This window comes from Paenibacillus albidus (assembly GCF_014644435.1).
Lineage (GTDB): Bacteria > Bacillota > Bacilli > Paenibacillales > Paenibacillaceae > Paenibacillus_AQ > Paenibacillus_AQ albidus.
Genome location: NZ_BMKR01000001.1, coordinates 18376 through 37820, shown reverse-complemented (window position 1 = coordinate 37820; position 19445 = coordinate 18376). Strand labels below are relative to the sequence as shown.

Sequence of the window (19445 nt, the reverse complement as noted above, 5' to 3'; positions counted from 1 at the left end):
CAGGAAAGGGACACCCGGTAAAAGGCGGCAGAACGCAGGCGATGGAGTTCTCACGCACACGTTACACAGCCCGGGCGCAGAGGCGGAACAAGGCAGCGACCTTCGGCTTCTATACCCTGGGTTTCCTTGTGATGCTGCTGATCTTCTGGATGCTGTTTACGATTTTGGCCAAAGGCCTGCCTGCGCTCAGCTTTGACTTCCTCATCAAGCAGCCGGAAGAAATTGATCCGGGAGGCGGGATTGGTCCTGTCCTGTTCAATTCCTTCTATATATTGTTTATTTCGCTGCTGATTTCAGTCCCGATCGGAATCGGGGCGGGTATTTATATGGCGGAGTATGCTCCGGACAATGCTTTTACCGGGGCGCTGCGGATCTGCGTGGAGTCCTTATCGTCCGTCCCTTCCATAGTGTTCGGATTGCTGGGACTGGCGATTTTTGCCGAATACTTCGACGTTGGCCTGACGATTCTGGGCGGAGGTGTCAGCCTCGCGCTGCTTAATCTGCCGATGCTGGCCCGCGTGACCGAGGAAGCGGTGCGGGCGGTTCCCGGTGAAATCCGCGAAGCGGGATATGCCCTTGGAATGACTAAGTTTCATGTCATCCGCAAGGTGGTGCTGCCGGTGGCCCTGTCAGCCATTATAACCGGTGTGTGTCTGGTTGCCGGCCGGGCCTTCGGCGAGTCGGCGGTAATCATTCTTACGGCGGGGCTCAGCACCTCCGGGGAAATGTGGGACTTTAATCTGTTCTCGCCGGGAGAGACGCTGGCGGTGCATTTATGGTACGTGCAATCCGAAGCTATTGTGGAGGATGCGCGGCAGATCGCCGACAAATCGGCGGCGGTGCTCGTGTTTGTTGTGCTTTTGATCAATCTGGCTTTCCGTTTGCCGCTATGGTTCGGCAAACGCCGCCAGGGGCATTGATCGGCTTGCAAGGGAAGGGGGCAGCAGGCGCACGGCTGCGGCCGGTAGACCGGGGGCTGGCCTCCCGGATCGAACGGTTGCTGCGGCCGTGAGTGCTGAACCAGCCCCTGCCGGAGTGAGCCAACAAGTGGTCCAGCCCGGCGCTCATGAAAGGCAAAAATGCCTTAGAATGTGCCGAGTGGACCGGATCGGCGCACATGAAAGGCAAAAATGCCTTAGAATATGCCGAATGGCCCAGCTCGGCGCTCATGAAAGGCAAAAATGCCTTAGAATATGCCGAATGGTCCAGCTCGCCGCTCATGAAAGGCAAAAATGCCTTAGAATGGGCCGAATGGACCGGATCGGCGCACATGAAAGGCAAAAATGCCTTAGGATGAGCCGTGTGGTCCAGCTAGGCGCTCATGAAAGGCAAATATGCCTTAGAATGTGCCGGATGGGCTAGATCGGCGCACATGAAAGGCAAAAATGCCTTAGAATGGGCTGAATGGGCCAGATCGGCACGAACGAAAGGCAAAAATGCCTTAGAATGTGCCGAATGGGCCAGATCGGCACGAACCTGATTAACCTTTGCCGGAACTAAAATCCTCCATGGCGCTTCATTCTATTGATCATGGTTTAAGTGTATTATATGCAAAGAAACAGCCTTCCCGAAGGAAGGCTGTTTCTGCTGACGTCCCGGAAGGGATTCGAACCCCCGACCGTGCGCTTAGAAGGCGCATGCTCTATCCAACTGAGCTACCGGGACATGATTAAGGACTGAAAAGCAAGCAAAAATTATCTTATCATACATAAGGATATTTTTCAAGCTGTTTTTTTAAAGGCCGTCTAGGTTATGCTATAATCTACAATTGAAGTAACTTCGGAAAATTAGACTACTTTAAGGGAGGTGCCCTCATTAAACATTCGAATTCCCCCGCCAAAGAGAATATCGTGCTGTTTCCGAAGACGCTGGATTATTACCAGATTCAGCTCACGGTGATGCTGGAAAGTGAACGTTACGGGGAAGCGATGGAACTGCTGCGTTTCTTGCTGCAGTGCCAGGGACAGGAAGAGCGGCACTACGAGGAATGGCAATCCTTGCTGGACTGGCTGGAGGCGGCATTTCCGTATGCCGCCCGGAACGAAGAGGCTGAAGGCAACTCTTCCTCCGGGGATGAAGACCTGCGCGAAGAGGATATGGCCCGGATTCTGGCCAACTCGAAGCTTCAGGAGGATGCGGAATATCCGGCCAAGCTGTTGAAGAAGGTCATGCATGAGCCGTTGTCGGAGGCGACCATTCTCGCGTTGGAGCAGCTCTCCTACCTGGAGGGAAATGAGGTGGACGAAGAACTGTCGGCCTGGCTGAGAGAAGAGAAAGTTCACCCGCTGCTGCAGTTCAGGACACTACAGACCCTGCGCCGGCGCGGCGTGCAAGGGACCCTGGAGCTTGTGCGCGGGCAGGAAACCGTGCAGGTGGAGATTGAGACGGTGCCGCTGCAAAATGAAGACTTTCCGCCCCAGGTCAGCCAGGTGCTGGAGCGGGTAGCGGGGCAGGCTGAGGTGCATGAGCCGACGCTGTACTATTTTGCCCAGGAGCTGTGGGGCCAGTTTATGATGTCAATCTATGGTTCCAGCGACTACCGTGCTCTGCTCGGAGGGGATTATGCCTTGCTGGATATCTGGGCGGGCGCGCTGCACCAAATTGTCTCCGAGAGTCTGAACGGCAGCCGCCAGGAAGAGGAGACCCGCAGTATGTACGGGATTACCGATGGCATGCGCTTTCAATTTGAGGGAGCATACCGTTCTCTTAAAGGATTTGTAAAGACATCGCTACTTGATAAATAAAGCATTGTTGTATATAATATAATGGTTATTCTGTGCGTGAATTGTACTATTATTTTAGAAGTCAACATGTAACCTATTTTGGAGGGAAAAGTATATTATGAAAGCAACTTGGGAAAAAATAGAGAAGAACCTCGGTGTTCTGGAAGTTGAAGTAGAAGCTGAGCGCGTAGCTTCAGCATTGGACAAAGCTTTTAATAAAGTCGTAAAGAAAGCCAACGTTCCCGGATTCCGTAAAGGTAAAGTGCCACGGCCTATTTTTGAATCCCGTTTTGGAGTGGAAAGCCTGTACCAGGATGCTATCGACATCCTTCTTCCTGAAGTCTATGGAGAAGCGGTTGAACAAACCGATATTTTCCCGGTAGACCGTCCTGAAGTGGACATTGAGCAATTCGGAAAAGGACAATCCTTTATCTTCAAAGCAAAGATTACCGTAAAGCCTGAAGTGAAGCTTGGCGAATACAAAGGTCTGGAAGTACCGGTGCAAAAAGCCGAAGTTACTGAAGACGAACTGAACGCAGAGCTGACTCGTCTGCAAGAGCGTCACGCAGAGCTGGTTGTAGTTGAAGACGAAGCAGCAGCTAACGGTGATATCGCTGTGATTGATTACGACGGTTCCGTTGACGGTGTACAATTTGAAGGCGGCCAGGCTGAACGTCATTCCCTTGAGCTGGGCAGCAACTCCTTCATCCCGGGCTTTGAAGAGCAAGTTGTAGGCATGGCTACTGGAGATTTCAAGGATGTTGAAGTTACTTTCCCTGAAACTTACCATGCTGAGAACCTTGCAGGCAAAGCGGCAGTCTTCAAAGTGAAGCTGCATGAGATCAAACGCAAGCAGCTCCCTGCACTTGATGATGAGTTCGCTAAGGACGTCAGCGAATTCGATACTTTGGAAGAGTACAAGACAGACCTGAAAGCCCAGCTGGAATCCCGCAAACAGGAAGAACTGAAAGGTGTTCGCGAGAATGCGGTTGTCGACAAGGCAGCAGCTAACGCGGAAGTTGAAATTCCGGAAGCGATGATCGACAGCGAAGTACAGAACATGGTTCGTGACTTCGACAACCGTCTTCGCCAGCAAGGCATGAACATGGATATGTTCCTGAGCTTCTCCGGCCAGACTCGTGAAGACCTGCAGAACCAAATGAAGGGCGATGCAGAGAAACGCGTTCGCAACAACCTGGTGCTCGAAGTAATCGCTAAAGAAGAGAACATTGAAGTTTCCGAAGAAGAAATTGAAGCAGAGCTGGCCACAATGGCTGAATCCTTCAAACGTTCCCCTGAAGAAATCCGCAGCATTCTTGCTGCCAATGGTTCCCTGAACAGCCTGAACGACGAAATCTCGCTGCGCAAGACTATTGACCTGCTCGTTAGCAGCAGTGTTGAAGTTGAAGCGGTAGAAGAGCCTGCTGCCGAGAAGACTGAAGAAGCAAGCGCTGAGTAAGGTATTACGTAAATAATTTCGCATAGAACGGTCAAGTCTTGGTTTGACCTCCATACACAACAGATAAGGCACGTATGTTTGTTTACGTGCCTTATTTTTTGTAGATGCCTTTGGGTGTGGGGAATCACCTGCCTGGCGGCAGTTATGAAACGGTGGTAATCGGGATATAAATGCTGTAAGAGATCATTCTTTTGCAGGGTGGAGAAGACTTCAGAAGTGAAAAAATGACAGGCCGCTGTGAACGTGTTAAAATATTTCTGAAACGGAAAGACTAATCTATAGAGAGAAAAGAGGTTGGTGGCATGAGTCTGGTACCAATGGTTGTGGAATCCACAAGTCGGGGAGAACGGTCATACGATATATACTCCAGATTGCTAAAGGATCGCATCATCTTCCTGAGCAGTGCGATTGACGATGATGTCGCCAATCTGGTCATTGCACAGTTGCTGTTCCTGGCAGCAGATGACCCCGAGAAGGACATTCACTTGTACCTCAACTCCCCCGGTGGTTCTGTAACAGCCGGTATGGGGATATATGATACAATGCAATATATTAAACCGGATGTTTCAACGATTTGTGTGGGTATGGCCGCCAGCATGGGGTCGCTGTTATTGACGGCAGGTGCGCCGGGCAAGAGATATGCGCTGACCAACAGCGAAGTAATGATTCACCAGCCGCTCGGTGGCGTCCAAGGGCAAGCCTCCGATATATGGATTCATACCGACTGGATTCTCAAAACGAGACAGAAGTTGAATCAGATTTATGTGGAACGTACAGGTCAGCCTCTTGAAAAAATCGAACGGGACACCGACCGCGATAATTTCATGAGCGCAGAGGAAGCCAAAGAATACGGGCTGATTGACCAGGTGCTTTCTTCACCGATCAAATCTTAAAGGGGTGCTTAGATGTTTAAATTTAATGATGAAAAAGGACAGCTGAAATGTTCTTTTTGCGGTAAATCCCAAGAGCAGGTTCGTAAGCTGGTAGCTGGACCGGGCGTTTATATATGTGATGAATGCATTGAGCTGTGCACGGAAATCGTGGAGGAGGAGCTGGGGTCCGAGGAAGAGCTGGATCTGAAGGATATTCCCAAGCCCAAAGAAATCCGCGACATTCTGGACCAATATGTCATTGGTCAGGAACAAGCGAAGAAATCGCTCTCCGTTGCCGTATACAATCACTACAAACGTGTCAACAGCCAGAGTAAGATCGAAGATGTAGAACTGACGAAGAGTAATATTCTTCTTCTGGGTCCGACGGGTTCGGGTAAGACACTCCTGGCCCAAACCATGGCCAAAATCATCAACGTTCCTTTTGCGATTGCTGATGCGACTTCCCTTACGGAAGCTGGTTATGTAGGTGAAGATGTGGAGAACATTCTGCTGAAGCTGATCCAGGCTGCAGATTATGATGTCGAGAAAGCCGAGCGCGGTATTATTTATATAGATGAGATTGATAAAGTGGCACGCAAATCCGAAAATCCATCCATTACCCGTGACGTTTCCGGTGAAGGCGTACAGCAAGCGCTGCTGAAGATTCTGGAAGGAACTGTAGCTTCTGTACCTCCGCAAGGTGGACGTAAGCACCCTCATCAGGAGTTCATTCAGATTGATACGACCAATATCCTGTTCATCGTCGGTGGTGCCTTTGACGGTCTGGAGCAAATGATCAAACGCCGTATCGGCAAAAAAGTGATCGGCTTCAACGCCGCAGTTGAAGGACAAAAGGATCTGAAACCGGGCGAATACCTCTCTATGGTATTGCCGGAAGATTTGCTTAAGTTCGGACTTATCCCTGAATTTGTCGGCCGTCTGCCAGTCATCTCCACCTTGGAGCCGCTGGATGAGAACACACTGGTCCGCATCTTGTCTGAGCCGAAGAATGCGCTCACTAAGCAGTACATCAAGCTGCTGGAAATGGATAATGTAGCGCTGAAATTCGAACCTCTGGCTCTTGAGGCCATTGCCAAGGAAGCGATTAAGCGCAATACGGGCGCCCGTGGTCTGCGTGCGATCATTGAGAGCATCATGCTGGATGTAATGTATGAGGTTCCTTCGCGCGATGATATTAAAGACTGTGTGATTACGGAGCAGGTGGTTCAGGACAAATCTTTGCCTGAGCTGAACCTTAAGAAAGACAAGAAACAAGAGGAAAGCGCGTAAGCTAAGCTGTCCTTAATAATATATGTCAAAGGTCTCCACCTTTCTTCCGCTTACCTGCTTTAGAAGCAGGAGGGAAGGGTGGAGCTTTGGCGTTATGGGGGAGAAATCATGTTCTTGAGACACCAGACCCGGCCCGTCAATGTGGGCGGGATCATCATCGGGGGCAATAACGAGGTTGCTATTCAAAGCATGTGTACAACCAAAACTGCAGATGTGGAAGCAACGGTGGCTGAAATATTGCGGCTTGAAGAAGCAGGCTGCCAGCTTGTACGTGTAACGGTCAACAACGAGGAAGCGGCCGCGGCCATCAAGGAAATTAAGAAACAGATTCATATCCCGCTGGTAGCGGATATTCATTTTAACTATAAGCTGGCGCTGCTGGCGATCGAGAACGGCATTGATAAGGTGCGGATCAACCCGGGGAATATTGGCCGCCGCGAGAAGGTGGAAGCGGTAGTTAAAGCCTGCAAGGAAAAAGGGATTCCCATCCGTATCGGTGTTAACGCCGGTTCCCTGGAGAATCATTTGCTGGAGAAATACGGTTACCCGACGCCTGAGGCAATGGTCGAAAGCGCGTTGTTCCATATCGGCATTCTGGAGGAACTGGATTTCCACGATATTATTGTGTCACTCAAAGCCTCCGACGTGCCAATGGCTATCGAAGCCTACCGCTTGGCGGCTGAGGTCATTCCTTATCCGCTGCATTTGGGCATTACGGAGTCCGGCACCTTGTTCGCCGGCACCGTGAAGAGCTCGGCGGGTATTGGTGCTCTGCTCTCCATGGGGATCGGCAGCACCTTGCGCATCTCGCTTAGTGCAGACCCGGTGGAAGAAGTGAAGGTGGCGCGTGAGCTGCTCAAGACCTTTGGTCTGATCTCCAATGCGGCTACGCTGATTTCGTGCCCGACCTGCGGACGGCTTGATATTGATCTGTTCTCCATCGCCAACGAAGTGGAGGAGTATATCTCCAAGCTTAAGGTACCTATCAAGGTATCCGTGCTCGGCTGTGCTGTTAACGGCCCTGGTGAAGCGCGTGAAGCCGATATCGGCATTGCGGGTGCCCGTGGGGAAGGTCTGCTGTTCCGTTACGGCCAGATGATCCGCAAAGTCCCTGAAGCCGACCTTGTCTCCGAGCTTAAAAAAGAGATCGACGCCATCGTTGTTGCTTATGAGGCCACCGGAGAGATCCCCGGCCGCAAACACGCCAATCTGGCGCCGCCTGTGCAAGCCGGCAGTGCAGAATAGTAGCTTTTGAATTCTTGAAATCATATCATTGCAATTTATAGCATTCAGCTGGTGATGAAGAACGTCCCGCTGCTGTCCCTTAATTGGGGTGCAGGCGGGGCGTTTTTTATTTGGCATAGAGGAGGAAAGAGGAGGTGGTCTACGAACAAGGTTATGATGCGTTTATTCAGTGGCATATTTCCAGCAGATCGGGGGAGCGGCGGGGCAGGCTGGAGAGAGGGTATCAGCACGCGGTAGCGTTGTTTTTGCGTCAAGTATGGTGGCCGCTGCGAGGGGGTTTTTACGAGGTGCTCGACTGGCGCGGGCGATCATACTTTGCTGACTTTGCTTTTATCTCGGGTCCCCTCCGGCTCCTGATTGAGATCAAGGGTTACACGGCTCATGTAAGGGAGATGGATAGACAGAAGTATTGCAATGAACTTAATCGGGAGGCTTTTCTTACAGCTATGGGTTATCAAGTGATTTCCTTCGCCTATGATGATGTGGAGCGGCGGCCTGAGCTGTGCCAGACCTTGCTGAGAATGGTGCTGAGCAGGTATATGGCCACAGCGGGACCCGCAGCCAAATGGCTGCTGGCTGAACGGGAAGTCATAAGACTGATGATTCTGGACTACTGGGAGGAATAAGTGGAGGAGATATAGAGGAAGTAGCCGGTGGGAGCTGGGTACCGGGTAGCGGCGTTGAGTGGTTGTGGATGAATATTGAATATTGAATTCTGAATGCTGAATGCTGAATGCTGAATATTAAATGCTAAATGCCGCACTTGAGTATGAATTCTATACGCAGTGCTGAGCTTATTCAGCCGCCCCCTATAGGGAATTACACCCGTTAGTTTTATGAAAATGCTCGGTTTTGAGGGTTTTGACGGTATTAACGGGTGTGATTCCCTCTAAAGTAGCTGGAAGAGGCCAATCTGCGGAATTAGTGGGCGAAATTCCCTATAGCACAATTTCGGCAACTTATCATAGCTAAAAACGTAAACCAATCAGCACTCCAACCAGCGATGCTCCTCAGACAACCAAGTTACACTCCAAAAGTAGGCCGCTCCCCAGACAACCAAGTTACACTCCAAAAGTAGGCCGCTCCCCAGACACCAAAGTTATACACCAAAAGTAGGCCGCTCCCCAGACACCAAAGTTACACACCAAAAGTAGGCCGCTCCCCAGACACCCAAGTTACTCTCAAACTACGCCACTCTCACTTGTGCTGCTCCACAAACAACGCCACCCTGAGACTTTCCTGCTCTCAAAGCACATTGTCCCCTGGCAATTCAGCTCCATTCTCCGCCGTGCACTTCCAAAGGGGCTGTTTGTATTAAGCTCATGACGAGTCCTCTTCAACCTTGCTCTCCCGCCCCAGATCAGTTGCTTATTTGCTTCGGGCCAGTCCATTATCCCCTGTTTTGCCCAGTAATTTCATAAATCGGGCTTTGCCGCGTTTACGAATGAGTGAAACGGCTATACTACCTAGTAGTAGCCTGGGGTGAGAAAGGTAGACTGAACGAAACAGGAGGATGACCTATGGAATTAAGCATATTGCTGATGATCGTGCAGCTCTTTTTTGCGCTGGTTATCGGCGTTTATTTTTGGAATCTGCTGCGGGGCCAGAAGACCAATAAGACGGCGGTGGACCGGGAGTCGCGCAAGGAACTGGACAAGCTGCGGAAAATGCGGATGATCTCTTTGACCAAACCGTTGTCGGAGAAGACCCGGCCTGCTTCCATCGGGGATATTGTCGGGCAAAAGGATGGGCTGAAAGCCTTGAAGGCCGCGCTTTGCAGCGCCAATCCCCAGCATGTGATTATCTACGGCCCGCCGGGTGTCGGCAAGACTGCAGCGGCGCGTGTGGTTATGGAAGAAGCGAAAAAAAACGTCCTGTCCCCCTTCAAAAAGGATGCCAAGTTCACCGAAATTGATGCTACGACTGCCCGCTTTGACGAACGGGGCATTGCCGATCCGCTGATTGGTTCCGTGCATGACCCGATATATCAGGGAGCGGGAGCGATGGGAGTGGCGGGTGTGCCGCAGCCCAAGCCCGGTGCGGTGACGAAGGCGCATGGAGGTATTTTGTTCCTGGATGAGATCGGGGAACTGCATCCGATTCAGATGAATAAGCTGCTGAAAGTGCTGGAAGACCGGAAGGTGCTGCTCGAAAGCGCCTATTATAATTCGGAGGACAGCAATACTCCGGCGTATATCCATGATATTTTTCAAAATGGGCTGCCTGCGGATTTCCGTCTGGTTGGTGCTACGACCCGCTCGCCGGAAGAGATCTCGCCCGCGCTGCGTTCCCGCTGCATGGAGATTTATTTCCGCCCGTTATTGCCGGATGAGGTCGCCGTGATTGGCCGGGATGCGATTCAGAAGATTGGGCTGAAGCCCAGCCCTGAAGCGGTTACTGTGGTGCAGCAGTATGCCACAAACGGGCGTGAAGCCGTGAACATGATCCAGCTGGCGGCGGGGCTGGCGCTGACAGAAGAACGTGACACGCTCAGCGCAGCCGATGTCGAGTGGGTGGCAGGCAGCAGCCAACTGCCGCTGCGGACGGAGCGCAGAATTCCGTCTGCTCCCCAAGTGGGCTTGGTCAACGGGCTTGCCGTATATGGGCCGGGCATGGGCACCCTGCTGGAGATCGAGGTATCGGCAGTTCCGGTAGCAAATGGTCAAGGCCGGTTGAACGTAACCGGCGTGGTGGATGAAGAAGAGATAGGCGGCGGTTCCCGCACCATTCGCCGCAAAAGTATGGCCAAAGGCTCGGTCGAAAATGTGCTGACCGTACTCCGCACCATGAACCTTGACCCCGACCGGTATGATCTACATGTGAATTTCCCCGGGGGGACACCAATCGACGGCCCGTCGGCGGGTGTGGCCATGGCGGTGGCGATTGTCTCCGCCATCCGCAGGCTGCCCGTGGACAACACAGTGGCCATCACCGGTGAGATCGGTATTCACGGCCGGGTTAAGCCGGTGGGCGGTGTGATCGCCAAGGTCGAGGCAGCTTTTCAGGCAGGAGCGACTACCGTCCTGATTCCCAAAGAGAACTGGCAGTCGTTGTTCGCTGATCTCGCACCGCTGCGGGTGCTTCCGATGGAGACGGTAGAAGAAGTGTTCCGCCATCTGTTCGGAGCCGACACGGCGGATGTCCGGCTGCCTGCAGTCGCAGGTGAGACATTCTCCTCGTCTCCGTCCCTGCTCAAAGCAGATGCGGCTGGGGAACAGGTTTAAGAGGCTGGTCTTAGAACCGGCGGCAGCTGCACTGAAATGAATCTGCACTGAAATGAATCGAACGGGAAGCGCAGGTGATCTGCTGCTTCCTTTTTTAAATGGGAACTGCATATTTAGGGCATCTTAAAACCGTTGTTAGGCATTCTTTGGCTGCGAACAAAGCTGATACTGTAGAGCTACACGTGTTCTCCGGTGTCATGCGAAAAAAAGGGCAGCTTGCAGATCGTTGGTGTTTTGATGCCGCTTTTGTTAGAATGAATGAATATGACACTACTTGAGAGCCATGGGAGGTGCGAAAGCGATGATACAAAGCAAATCCAAAGGTCGTCGTTTTCCTTTATTGCCGCTTAGAGGTCTTCTTGTGTATCCCAGCATGGTTCTTCATCTGGATGTGGGACGCGAGAAGTCAGTTCGGGCGCTGGAAAAAGCTATGGTTGATGATAATTTAATTCTCCTCTGTTCCCAGTCGGAAGTGAATATTGAAGAGCCGGGGCAGGAAGATATTTTTCGGGTGGGCACTGTCGCGAATGTGCGCCAGATGCTGAAGCTGCCCAACGGCACCATCCGTGTACTCGTAGAAGGTGTGGAGCGGGCCGAGATTCTTCAATATACCGACAATGAAGAGTTCTATGAGGTCCTGGCCCGCGAGCTGCCGGAAGAAGAAGACGGGGATCAGGAGAGCGACGCTTTGATGCGGACGGTGCTGAACCAGTTCGAGCACTACATTACCTTGTCAAAGAAAGTCACACCTGAGACGCTGGCCGCAGTATCCGATATTGAGGAACCCGGCCGTCTGGCCGATGTAATCACCAGCCATTTGGCGCTGAAGATCAAGGACAAACAGGAGATTCTGGAGACCATTGATGTCCGCAAGCGTCTGGAGAAGCTGCTCGATATCCTGAACAACGAGCGTGAAGTGCTGGAGCTGGAGCGCAAGATCAATCAGCGTGTCAAGAAACAAATGGAGAAGACCCAGAAGGAATATTATCTGCGCGAGCAGATGAAAGCGATCCAGAAGGAGCTTGGCGACAAGGAAGGCCGGGCCGGCGAAGCGGAAGAGCTGCGGAGTCAGCTGGAAGAGAAGAATCTGCCGGAGCGCGTCAAGGAGAAGATCGAGAAGGAAATCGACCGTCTTGAGAAAATGCCGGCAAGCTCGGCAGAAGGCGGCGTCATCCGCAACTATGTGGATTGGCTGCTGAGTCTTCCGTGGGGCGAGTGGACCGAAGATGATCTGGATATTGTGAAGGCGGAAGAAGTGCTGGATGCCGATCACTATGGTCTGGAGAAGCCGAAAGAGCGGGTGCTCGAATATCTTGCGGTCCAGAAGCTGGTGAAACAGCTGAAAGGTCCGATTCTATGTCTGGTAGGGCCTCCCGGTGTGGGCAAAACCTCACTGGCCCGCTCCATCGCCCGCTCCCTAAGCCGCAAGTTCGTCCGCATCTCGCTGGGCGGTGTGCGGGATGAGGCGGAGATCCGCGGTCACCGACGCACCTATGTCGGTGCAATGCCGGGGCGGATCATTCAAGGCATGAAGACTGCCGGCAGCATGAATCCGGTCTTCCTGCTCGATGAGATCGACAAGATGGCGGCGGATTTCCGCGGCGATCCGTCGGCTGCGCTGCTGGAGGTTCTTGATCCGGAGCAGAACAATACGTTCAGCGACCATTTTGTAGAGCTGCCGTTTGACCTGTCGAACGTTATGTTCGTAACGACTGCGAATACGGTGCATAATATTCCGCGTCCATTGCTGGACCGGATGGAAATGCTGCATATTCCCGGTTATACCGAGCTTGAGAAGCTGCAGATTGCCAGCCGTTATTTGCTGCCCAAACAGAAGAAGAATCATGGGCTGGAGGAATCGCAGCTGCAGATTGCCGAGGATACCCTGCTGCGGATGATCCGTGAATATACGCGGGAATCCGGAGTGCGGAACCTGGAACAGCAGATTGCTGCGCTATGCCGCAAAGCTGCCAAGCAGATCGTATCCACGGACAAGGAGGAAGTAACAATTCTTCCGGAGGACATCAAGGATTACCTGGGAGCCTCGAAATACCGTTACGGTATGGCTGAGCTGGAGAATCAGATCGGTACCGTGACCGGGCTGGCCTGGACCGAGGTCGGCGGCGATACGCTGCTGATTGAAGTTACAGTGGTACCGGGGACCGGGAAGCTGACTCTTACCGGCCAGCTGGGCGATGTGATGAAGGAGTCGGCGCAGGCCGCCTTCAGTTATACCCGGTCGAAGGCGGATGAGCTGGGACTCCAGCCCGATTTTTATGAGAAAATCGATATTCATATCCACATTCCGGAAGGAGCCATTCCGAAAGACGGTCCGTCTGCGGGTATTACGATTGCCACGGCGCTCATCTCGGCCCTCACCAAACGGTATGTGTCCAAGGATGTAGCCATGACTGGTGAAATTACGCTGCGCGGACGTGTGCTGCCCATCGGCGGCCTGAAGGAGAAATCGCTGGCTGCCCACCGGGCGGGTTACAAGAAAATTCTGCTGCCCAAGGACAATGAGCGTGATCTGAAGGAAATTCCGGACAGTGTCAGAAATGATGTAGAGTTCGTGCCGGTATCCCATATGGATCAGGTTCTGCTGCATGCGCTGGTGGAAGAGAGTCTGGTGGAGCCAAGTATGGAAATAAGCAGTGAGACACAGAGAAGTGTGCATTAGAAAGGAAGTCTTATGAAAGTTAACCAAGCCGAATTTATAATCAGTGCCGTCGGCCCTGATCAATACCCTGATGATGCCTTGCCGGAGATTGCTCTGGCAGGGCGCTCCAATGTAGGGAAATCCTCCCTTATTAACCGGATGATTAGCCGCAAAAATCTGGCCCGGACCAGTTCTACCCCGGGGAAAACGCAGCATATGAACTATTACCGGATTAATGAGAGTATGTATTTTGTTGACTTTCCGGGCTACGGGTATGCGAAGGTATCCAAGACCCAACGCGCTGTCTGGGGTAAAATGGTCGAGAAATACCTGTCGGAGCGGGATACGCTGAAGCTTGTGCTGCTGATCGTTGATCTGCGCCACCCGCCTACAAGCAACGACAAGATGATGTTCGACTGGCTGAAGCATTATGATCTCCCATTGTGTGTTGTGGCCACCAAGGCTGACAAAATTCCCAAGACCCGCTGGCCTAAACATATCAAAATTATGAAGCAGGAGCTCGGCGTCCTGCCGGGGGATAACTTTATTCCGTTCTCTTCGGAGATCGGGCTCGGCAAAGATGAGCTGTGGGGACTTTTGGACGGCTATCTTTTGGCTTCACAGGAAGAAGCGCAAGAGGCTCAGGCAACAGAAGAAGAAGCACGGCATCAAGAGGAGTCATCAGAAGTTTAAAGCGCTCTTTTATTGTATAATCCGGAATAAGTTGTTACCAAGAATTGAGGGATGTTATGGCTCAGCGATTGGCTACGGAATATGTGAATGCAACGCTGCAAATGACAGAATTTCAGTTGAACCAGTTTCTGCTCTCGGCGGATACTTCTTATATCAGTCACCGTGTGAAAGTGCTCGGAGGCGGAGAACAGGAGGTCGTTCTGGAGGAGGCTCAGGGAGAGGAAGTTCACTTGTCCTTTGAACGTAAAGGCAGCATGTACATCTGTGCGCTTTCCTGCAGGGTAGTTAATCCCCATTTGAACAATGCGGTCCGCAAGCTGTTCGTTACCTATAAGGGGACGGGCACGGTGAACCGTATTTACAAGGGCTTTACAATGATTTATGAATATGTACAGGGTTCAGTCCGCCAAATCTCCGAGCTGACGGAGAACGGCTGCAAGCGGATCTATCAGCACAGGCACACGGTGGCCGAAATGCAACGGTTATTTCAGGCTGATACCATTGAACGGGAAATCGGTGAACTTAGGGGCAGGGTCAACCTGCTGCTGGATCGGCGCAATACCGCTTCCCTGAATAGCGAGATTATGAAGATAGACAGAGAACTGCAAGCTGCTGCTGTACGGCTATTTCAATTGGAAGCCTGAAGAAGCTGGTGGGACTGCAGCACCCTTGGCAATCATTTCCTAGTGAAATGGTTGTATTTTTTTGCTGAAAAACTAAATATTCTAGCAGAAAGGACCGATAGAATGCATATGATAGATATTCATAGCCACATCTTACCCTTTATGGACGACGGGGCGGCCGATTGGGAAGCCGCACTCGCGATGGCAAAAGACGCTCATGCGGACGGAATCACTACCGTTATCGCCACGCCGCATCATGCCAACGGACAATATATGAATTCCGGACCGGGTATCCGGCAAGCCGTGGAACTGATGAATGAGAGACTTCATCAGAATAACATTCCGCTGCAGGTGCTCCCGGGTCAGGAGATTCGAGTCTATGGCGATCTGCTCTATGATCTGGAGCAAGGCGAGCTGCTGAGTCTGGCGGGTTCGCGTTATATGCTGCTGGAGATGCCCTCCTCGCGGATTCCCCGCAATATGGCAGAAGTCTGCCATGAGCTGGTGATTCAGGGTTTCGTACCGGTGATTGCCCACCCGGAGCGCAACGCTGAAGTGGCTTCGGATCCGTCCAGGCTGGAGAGCCTGATGGAACTGGGGGTCCTTGGACAAGTGACTGCACAAAGTCTGGCCGGTGCATTCGGAAGCAAGCTGCAGAAGCTGTCTCTCGAATTGTGCCGCAGGAACCTGGTTCATGTCATTGCGTCCGATGCCCATGACTGTGCGCACCGGCCTTTTGGCCTGAGTGAAGCGCACGCCTTCCTGGACAAAGAATTGGGAGCCGAAGCCAACGACTATTTCCGCAGAAACGCACAGCATATTGTGGCGAATTCGGCTATAATTCCAGGGGATTATACACGAGTCCACACAAAACGTCATAAAATTTTTGGTTTTTTTTCGCGAAAGGGCTGACCAATCCCTAAATTGATGGTAGAATGGTTTTTATTGGGTTATTGTTATATTTTGCTGGATTGTGTAAACAAGAGATGATTTTTTACACTCCGGCAACAGTAGTACCTGGTATTCTATTACATAAGAAGAGGTGGACTAAAAGTGACATTGAAGAAGAAATTGGCAGTATCCACGCTAGCAGTAAGTATGGCAGCGGCAACTGTAGCGGGTATTCCGCTCAGCGGCAAAGGTCTGGCTCAACAATTGGGATTCACAGGAACGGCTTCAGCTGCTTCCATCAGCAATGCTGATGTGAAGGCGAATATTGTAAAGCTTTACAATGCGTTGACAGATACCGAGAAACAAGCCCTGCTGAAATACCAAACCGAAGCCGGCAGCATTAGCCAAGCTAAATACGAGGCTATTTTCGAGCCGATTCTGGCCAAGCTTGCTCTGAGTGGTCCTGATGTGCAAACCTCACATAAGCTGTTCACAAGCGTTTCCAGCGTAGTCTATGATGTCTATGCAATTGATAATGATTTTGCCAAGCTTAAAGAGATTCGTTATGACGAGAAGAACATAGCACTGCTGAAAGGCATCGCTGCCAAAGCGGGTGTAGCCAATCTTACCGTTGATGACCTGATCGAATTCCTGCTGGGCACTGGCGGTGTGGAAGCTGAGCTTCGTGCTCTAATCAGCAGCAAGACTACTGCAGAGCTGTTGGAGATTGTCAGCAATCCAAACGGCCAGGAAGCACTTCTGAACGAAGCGATTGATAAGGTAATGGATAACAGAATCGGATCTGACGGTGCAGCTACCGTTAGCCAAGTGGTATACAACCTTGGTATCACTAAAGGTGATGTCAAGCAAACCTTGAAGAACCTGAGTACAGAGATTACATCCGCCAAACCTGCTGCAAAAGCATTGGCTACCGCTTACATCCGTGCATTCGGACTGGGAGTTAACCCAGGTACTGGCGGAAGCGGCGGCGGTGGTGGTGGCGGCGTAGTAACTACACCGGTAACCAACCCAACAGCAACACCGGGCATCTACGATGTCTCCAAGCTGGTATTCATCGTGGGCGACAAAGCTACGCTGAAACTGGTAGACGCTGATGTCATCAAAGCCTTCGACGCACTTGTTGCAGCCAACCCTGGAAAAAGTGGCCTGACCTTGACCCTGAACCTGGGAACGGTCAATGCCAAAACGGTTGAAGTTCCATTGTCCAAAGTTATTATTGAAGCTGCCAAAGCCAGAGGAATCGCTAACATTGCTATTACCTTCAATGGTTTGACTGTAACGATTCCTGTAGGACAGTTCAGCGATGCAGTGACATTGACGGTATCCACTTTGGATGATTCGACAATCACTAACGTGAGCAAGCAGAAGCTGGCTTCCAGTGTATATGATTTCAATGTGACTGTGGGCGGAGTGGCTACAACCGTCTTCAAGCAACCGATCACTATCAAGCTGCCGCTTAAGAACACAACTGGCCTGGACAAAGAATTGTTGTCCGTTGGCAAGCTCGTATACAACAAGCTGGATTTCCAAGGTGGGGTAGTTGATGGAGAATACATCATCGAACCACGGGATACATTCTCCACTTACGCCGTACTGGAGAACAAAGTGAGCTTCAACGATATCAGCAAGGTTCAAGCATGGGCTGGCAGACAAATTCAAGTAGTTGCCGCTAAAGGCGCTATTGAAGGCATCGGCGATAGCAAATTTGCTCCGAAGAGCAATGTAACCCGTGCTGAATTCGCTAAAATGCTGATTCGTGCCTTGAATTTGGAGAACAACTCCGCAGCTCAAACCTTCACAGATGTTAGCTCCACTGCATGGTATGCACCATATGTAGCGGTTGCTGCTGAGAAAGGTATCATTACTGGCCGCGGTAATTCCAAATTCGATCCGACTGCAACGATCACCCGTGCTGAGATGGCGACAATGATCTCCCGTGCCCTCAAAGCAGAGAAGGGTCTGACTGAAACTGCACCAGCATCCGCGCTGAACGGGTTCAAAGATGCTTCCAAAATCGCAGCTTCCCTGAAGGAAGGCGTTGCTTTTGCAGCAAGCCATAACCTGGTTATCGGCAATGCCGGCAAATTCAACCCTAACGATACAGCTACCCGCGCTGAAGCGGCCGTAATCATCTATCGTACGATTAACTTCAAGTAAGATTGTTAACTGCCTCCTCTCATGCAGGTGAGAGGGGGCCTTTTTTTCAGAGGGAACATAATTTATAAGTTGTATGTCTATTTTATTAGAGCAGCTTGGAGGGAAGTTAACGTGTCATCACAAGAATTGGATCTTCGCGACTATTTCCGGATTGTCAGGAAAAGACTTTGGTTAATCGCGAGTATTGTAGTAGTGGCGTGTATTCTAGCCGGGGTGTACAGTCTGTATATCAAGAACCCGGTATATGAAGCATCAACGAAGATTATTGTCAACCAGACCCCAACACAGTCCACAATGGCACAGCTTGACCTGAACCAGATCAATACCAATATTCAGCTGATTAATACGTATAAGGAAATTATCAAGACCCCTGCCATTTTGGATATCGTCATTCAGGACTACCCGGAATTCAATATCACTACGGAAGAGTTGCTGAAGAAGGTAAATGTGAGTTCTGTAAACAATACGCAGGTGATGACACTTGTCGTTCGAGATAATTCATACAGCCAAGCCGCAAAAATAGTGAATGCTATTTCCCAGGTATTCAAACAAGAGATCCCATCCCTGTTCAATGTACAGAATGTATCCATTCTGAATGAGGCCAAGCTGGACCCGCCTGTTGCTCCGGGACCTGTAGAACCGAACGTAATGCTTAATCTGGCGATCGCATTTGTAGTTTCGTTGATGATTGGATTAGGAATTGCCTTCCTGCTCGAATACATGGACGATACACTGAAGACAGAAGCGGATATTGAGAAATATCTGGGGCTGCCAACCATTGCAATGATTACAAGAGTAGGGCAGGAAGAGGGCAAGCAGACAGCTTCGCAAGCACAGACACAGCAGCCGAGAAAGGCAGGGGAACTTGAACATGTCACAGCTTCCAAATAAGCAGCGTCATCTGATTACGGTCACAAATCCCCGGTCGCCGATCTCCGAAGCGTTTCGGGCCTTGCGGACCAATATTGATTTTTCCTCAGTAGATGAACAGATTCAGGTTATTATGGTTACATCATCCGGTCCGGAAGAAGGCAAATCGACGGTATCGGCCAACCTGGCGGCCGCTTATGCACAAGCAGACAAGAAGGTTCTGCTGATCGATGCGGATATGCGCAAGCCGACAGCACACAAGACCTTTTCGCTGAGCAACCGCTTTGGACTCTCTTCATTGCTCTCGCAACAGGCGAACCTGGAGAATGTAGTTCAGGAATCGGGAGTACCGAATTTGTATCTGATGACTTCGGGACCCATACCGCCGAATCCGGCCGAAATGATGGCTTCCAACCGCATGACCACGGTGCTGCAGGAGCTGCGCCAACGTTTCGATATGATTCTGATTGATACTCCGCCGCTGCTCGCTGTTACCGATGCGCAGATTGTTGCTTCCAAAAGCGATGGTGTCATTATGGTAGTCAGCTACGGCAAAGTGAAACGTGATATCGCAGCCAAAGCCAAAGCCGGCCTGGACCGGGTGGGTGCAAAGATGCTTGGTGTAGTGCTGAATAATGTGAAACGCAAAGCAAGCGAAGGTTACTATTATTATTACTACGGAAATTAACCCGGTTACGTACGGGGAAAATGTTATTTT

17 protein-coding genes and 1 tRNA gene are annotated in these 19445 nt (G+C 51.2%); 17 read left to right on the top strand and 1 reads right to left on the bottom strand.

Going from position 1 to position 19445, the window contains the following annotated elements:
- Positions 1–41 precede the first annotated feature (41 nt).
- Positions 42–920, top strand: coding sequence for a phosphate ABC transporter permease PstA (gene pstA, locus IEY53_RS00175; RefSeq protein WP_189021875.1), 879 nt, complete (start codon positions 42–44; stop codon positions 918–920).
- A 146-nt stretch (positions 921–1066) separates the two neighbouring features.
- Positions 1067–1297 carry a hypothetical protein gene (locus IEY53_RS00170; protein WP_189021605.1) on the top strand — a complete coding sequence of 77 codons (231 nt, stop codon included), beginning with the start codon at positions 1067–1069 and terminating at the stop codon, positions 1295–1297.
- Positions 1298–1591: 294 nt separating this feature from the next.
- Here IEY53_RS00170 and IEY53_RS00165 read toward each other — a convergent pair.
- Positions 1592–1665 (bottom strand) — tRNA-Arg (locus tag IEY53_RS00165).
- A 233-nt stretch (positions 1666–1898) separates the two neighbouring features.
- Here IEY53_RS00165 and IEY53_RS00160 point away from each other — a divergent pair.
- The 15 genes from IEY53_RS00160 to IEY53_RS00090 all read left to right on the top strand — a co-directional run bounded on the left by IEY53_RS00160 (position 1899) and on the right by IEY53_RS00090 (position 19415).
- Positions 1899–2744, top strand: a complete 846-nt coding sequence (locus IEY53_RS00160; RefSeq protein WP_229695908.1) for a regulatory protein RecX — start codon at positions 1899–1901, stop codon at positions 2742–2744.
- A gap of 97 nt (positions 2745–2841) precedes the next feature.
- Positions 2842–4182, top strand: coding sequence for a trigger factor (tig, locus tag IEY53_RS00155; protein ID WP_189021603.1), 1341 nt, complete (start codon positions 2842–2844; stop codon positions 4180–4182).
- Positions 4183–4484: 302 nt separating this feature from the next.
- Positions 4485–5075, top strand: a complete 591-nt coding sequence (gene clpP, locus IEY53_RS00150) for an ATP-dependent Clp endopeptidase proteolytic subunit ClpP (RefSeq protein WP_189021602.1) — start codon at positions 4485–4487, stop codon at positions 5073–5075.
- A gap of 12 nt (positions 5076–5087) precedes the next feature.
- Positions 5088–6344 carry an ATP-dependent protease ATP-binding subunit ClpX gene (gene clpX, locus IEY53_RS00145; protein WP_189021601.1) on the top strand — a complete coding sequence of 419 codons (1257 nt, stop codon included), beginning with the start codon at positions 5088–5090 and terminating at the stop codon, positions 6342–6344.
- A 108-nt stretch (positions 6345–6452) separates the two neighbouring features.
- On the top strand, positions 6453–7589 hold the full coding sequence (ispG, locus tag IEY53_RS00140) for a flavodoxin-dependent (E)-4-hydroxy-3-methylbut-2-enyl-diphosphate synthase (RefSeq protein ID WP_189021600.1): 1137 nt from the start codon (positions 6453–6455) through the stop codon (positions 7587–7589).
- 134 nt (positions 7590–7723) lie between these two features.
- The gene (locus IEY53_RS00135; protein ID WP_189021599.1) at positions 7724–8215 is read left to right on the top strand and encodes a DUF559 domain-containing protein; all 492 of its coding nucleotides are present in this window, start codon (positions 7724–7726) and stop codon (positions 8213–8215) included.
- An 894-nt stretch (positions 8216–9109) separates the two neighbouring features.
- Positions 9110–10813, top strand: coding sequence for an ATP-dependent protease LonB (lonB, locus tag IEY53_RS00130; RefSeq protein ID WP_189021598.1), 1704 nt, complete (start codon positions 9110–9112; stop codon positions 10811–10813).
- 98 nt (positions 10814–10911) lie between these two features.
- A complete protein-coding gene (locus IEY53_RS00125) occupies positions 10912–11091 on the top strand; it encodes a hypothetical protein (RefSeq protein ID WP_189021597.1) in 180 nt (59 codons plus the stop codon).
- 23 nt (positions 11092–11114) lie between these two features.
- Positions 11115–13493 carry an endopeptidase La gene (gene lon, locus IEY53_RS00120; protein WP_189021596.1) on the top strand — a complete coding sequence of 793 codons (2379 nt, stop codon included), beginning with the start codon at positions 11115–11117 and terminating at the stop codon, positions 13491–13493.
- Positions 13494–13505: 12 nt separating this feature from the next.
- On the top strand, positions 13506–14165 hold the full coding sequence (yihA, locus tag IEY53_RS00115; RefSeq protein ID WP_189021595.1) for a ribosome biogenesis GTP-binding protein YihA/YsxC: 660 nt from the start codon (positions 13506–13508) through the stop codon (positions 14163–14165).
- A gap of 56 nt (positions 14166–14221) precedes the next feature.
- Positions 14222–14809: a non-ribosomal peptide synthetase module gene (locus IEY53_RS00110; protein ID WP_189021594.1), complete on the top strand. Its 588-nt coding sequence runs from the start codon at positions 14222–14224 to the stop codon at positions 14807–14809.
- Positions 14810–14917: 108 nt separating this feature from the next.
- Positions 14918–15700 (top strand): tyrosine-protein phosphatase, encoded by a 783-nt coding sequence (locus tag IEY53_RS00105; RefSeq protein ID WP_189021593.1) that lies wholly within the window; start codon positions 14918–14920, stop codon positions 15698–15700.
- Between the two features lie 141 nt (positions 15701–15841).
- Positions 15842–17857: an S-layer homology domain-containing protein gene (locus IEY53_RS00100; RefSeq protein ID WP_189021592.1), complete on the top strand. Its 2016-nt coding sequence runs from the start codon at positions 15842–15844 to the stop codon at positions 17855–17857.
- A 111-nt stretch (positions 17858–17968) separates the two neighbouring features.
- Complete coding sequence (locus IEY53_RS00095; RefSeq protein WP_229695896.1) at positions 17969–18748, top strand: YveK family protein; 780 nt, start codon at positions 17969–17971, stop codon at positions 18746–18748.
- Positions 18729–19415, top strand: coding sequence for a CpsD/CapB family tyrosine-protein kinase (locus IEY53_RS00090; RefSeq protein ID WP_189021590.1), 687 nt, complete (start codon positions 18729–18731; stop codon positions 19413–19415). Before IEY53_RS00095 ends, IEY53_RS00090 begins: the two co-directional genes overlap by 20 nt.
- Positions 19416–19445: the final 30 nt, after the last annotated feature.

Coding starts and splice junctions, on each gene's coding strand:
- pstA (WP_189021875.1), top strand. CDS start 42: ATGGAGTTCTCACGCACACGTTACACAGCCCGGGCGCAGAGGCGGAAC.
- IEY53_RS00170 (WP_189021605.1), top strand. CDS start 1,067: ATGAAAGGCAAAAATGCCTTAGAATGTGCCGAGTGGACCGGATCGGCG.
- IEY53_RS00160 (WP_229695908.1), top strand. CDS start 1,899: ATGCTGGAAAGTGAACGTTACGGGGAAGCGATGGAACTGCTGCGTTTC.
- tig (WP_189021603.1), top strand. CDS start 2,842: ATGAAAGCAACTTGGGAAAAAATAGAGAAGAACCTCGGTGTTCTGGAA.
- clpP (WP_189021602.1), top strand. CDS start 4,485: ATGAGTCTGGTACCAATGGTTGTGGAATCCACAAGTCGGGGAGAACGG.
- clpX (WP_189021601.1), top strand. CDS start 5,088: ATGTTTAAATTTAATGATGAAAAAGGACAGCTGAAATGTTCTTTTTGC.
- ispG (WP_189021600.1), top strand. CDS start 6,453: ATGTTCTTGAGACACCAGACCCGGCCCGTCAATGTGGGCGGGATCATC.
- lonB (WP_189021598.1), top strand. CDS start 9,110: ATGGAATTAAGCATATTGCTGATGATCGTGCAGCTCTTTTTTGCGCTG.
- IEY53_RS00125 (WP_189021597.1), top strand. CDS start 10,912: ATGGGAACTGCATATTTAGGGCATCTTAAAACCGTTGTTAGGCATTCT.
- lon (WP_189021596.1), top strand. CDS start 11,115: ATGATACAAAGCAAATCCAAAGGTCGTCGTTTTCCTTTATTGCCGCTT.
- yihA (WP_189021595.1), top strand. CDS start 13,506: ATGAAAGTTAACCAAGCCGAATTTATAATCAGTGCCGTCGGCCCTGAT.
- IEY53_RS00110 (WP_189021594.1), top strand. CDS start 14,222: ATGGCTCAGCGATTGGCTACGGAATATGTGAATGCAACGCTGCAAATG.
- IEY53_RS00105 (WP_189021593.1), top strand. CDS start 14,918: ATGATAGATATTCATAGCCACATCTTACCCTTTATGGACGACGGGGCG.
- IEY53_RS00090 (WP_189021590.1), top strand. CDS start 18,729: ATGTCACAGCTTCCAAATAAGCAGCGTCATCTGATTACGGTCACAAAT.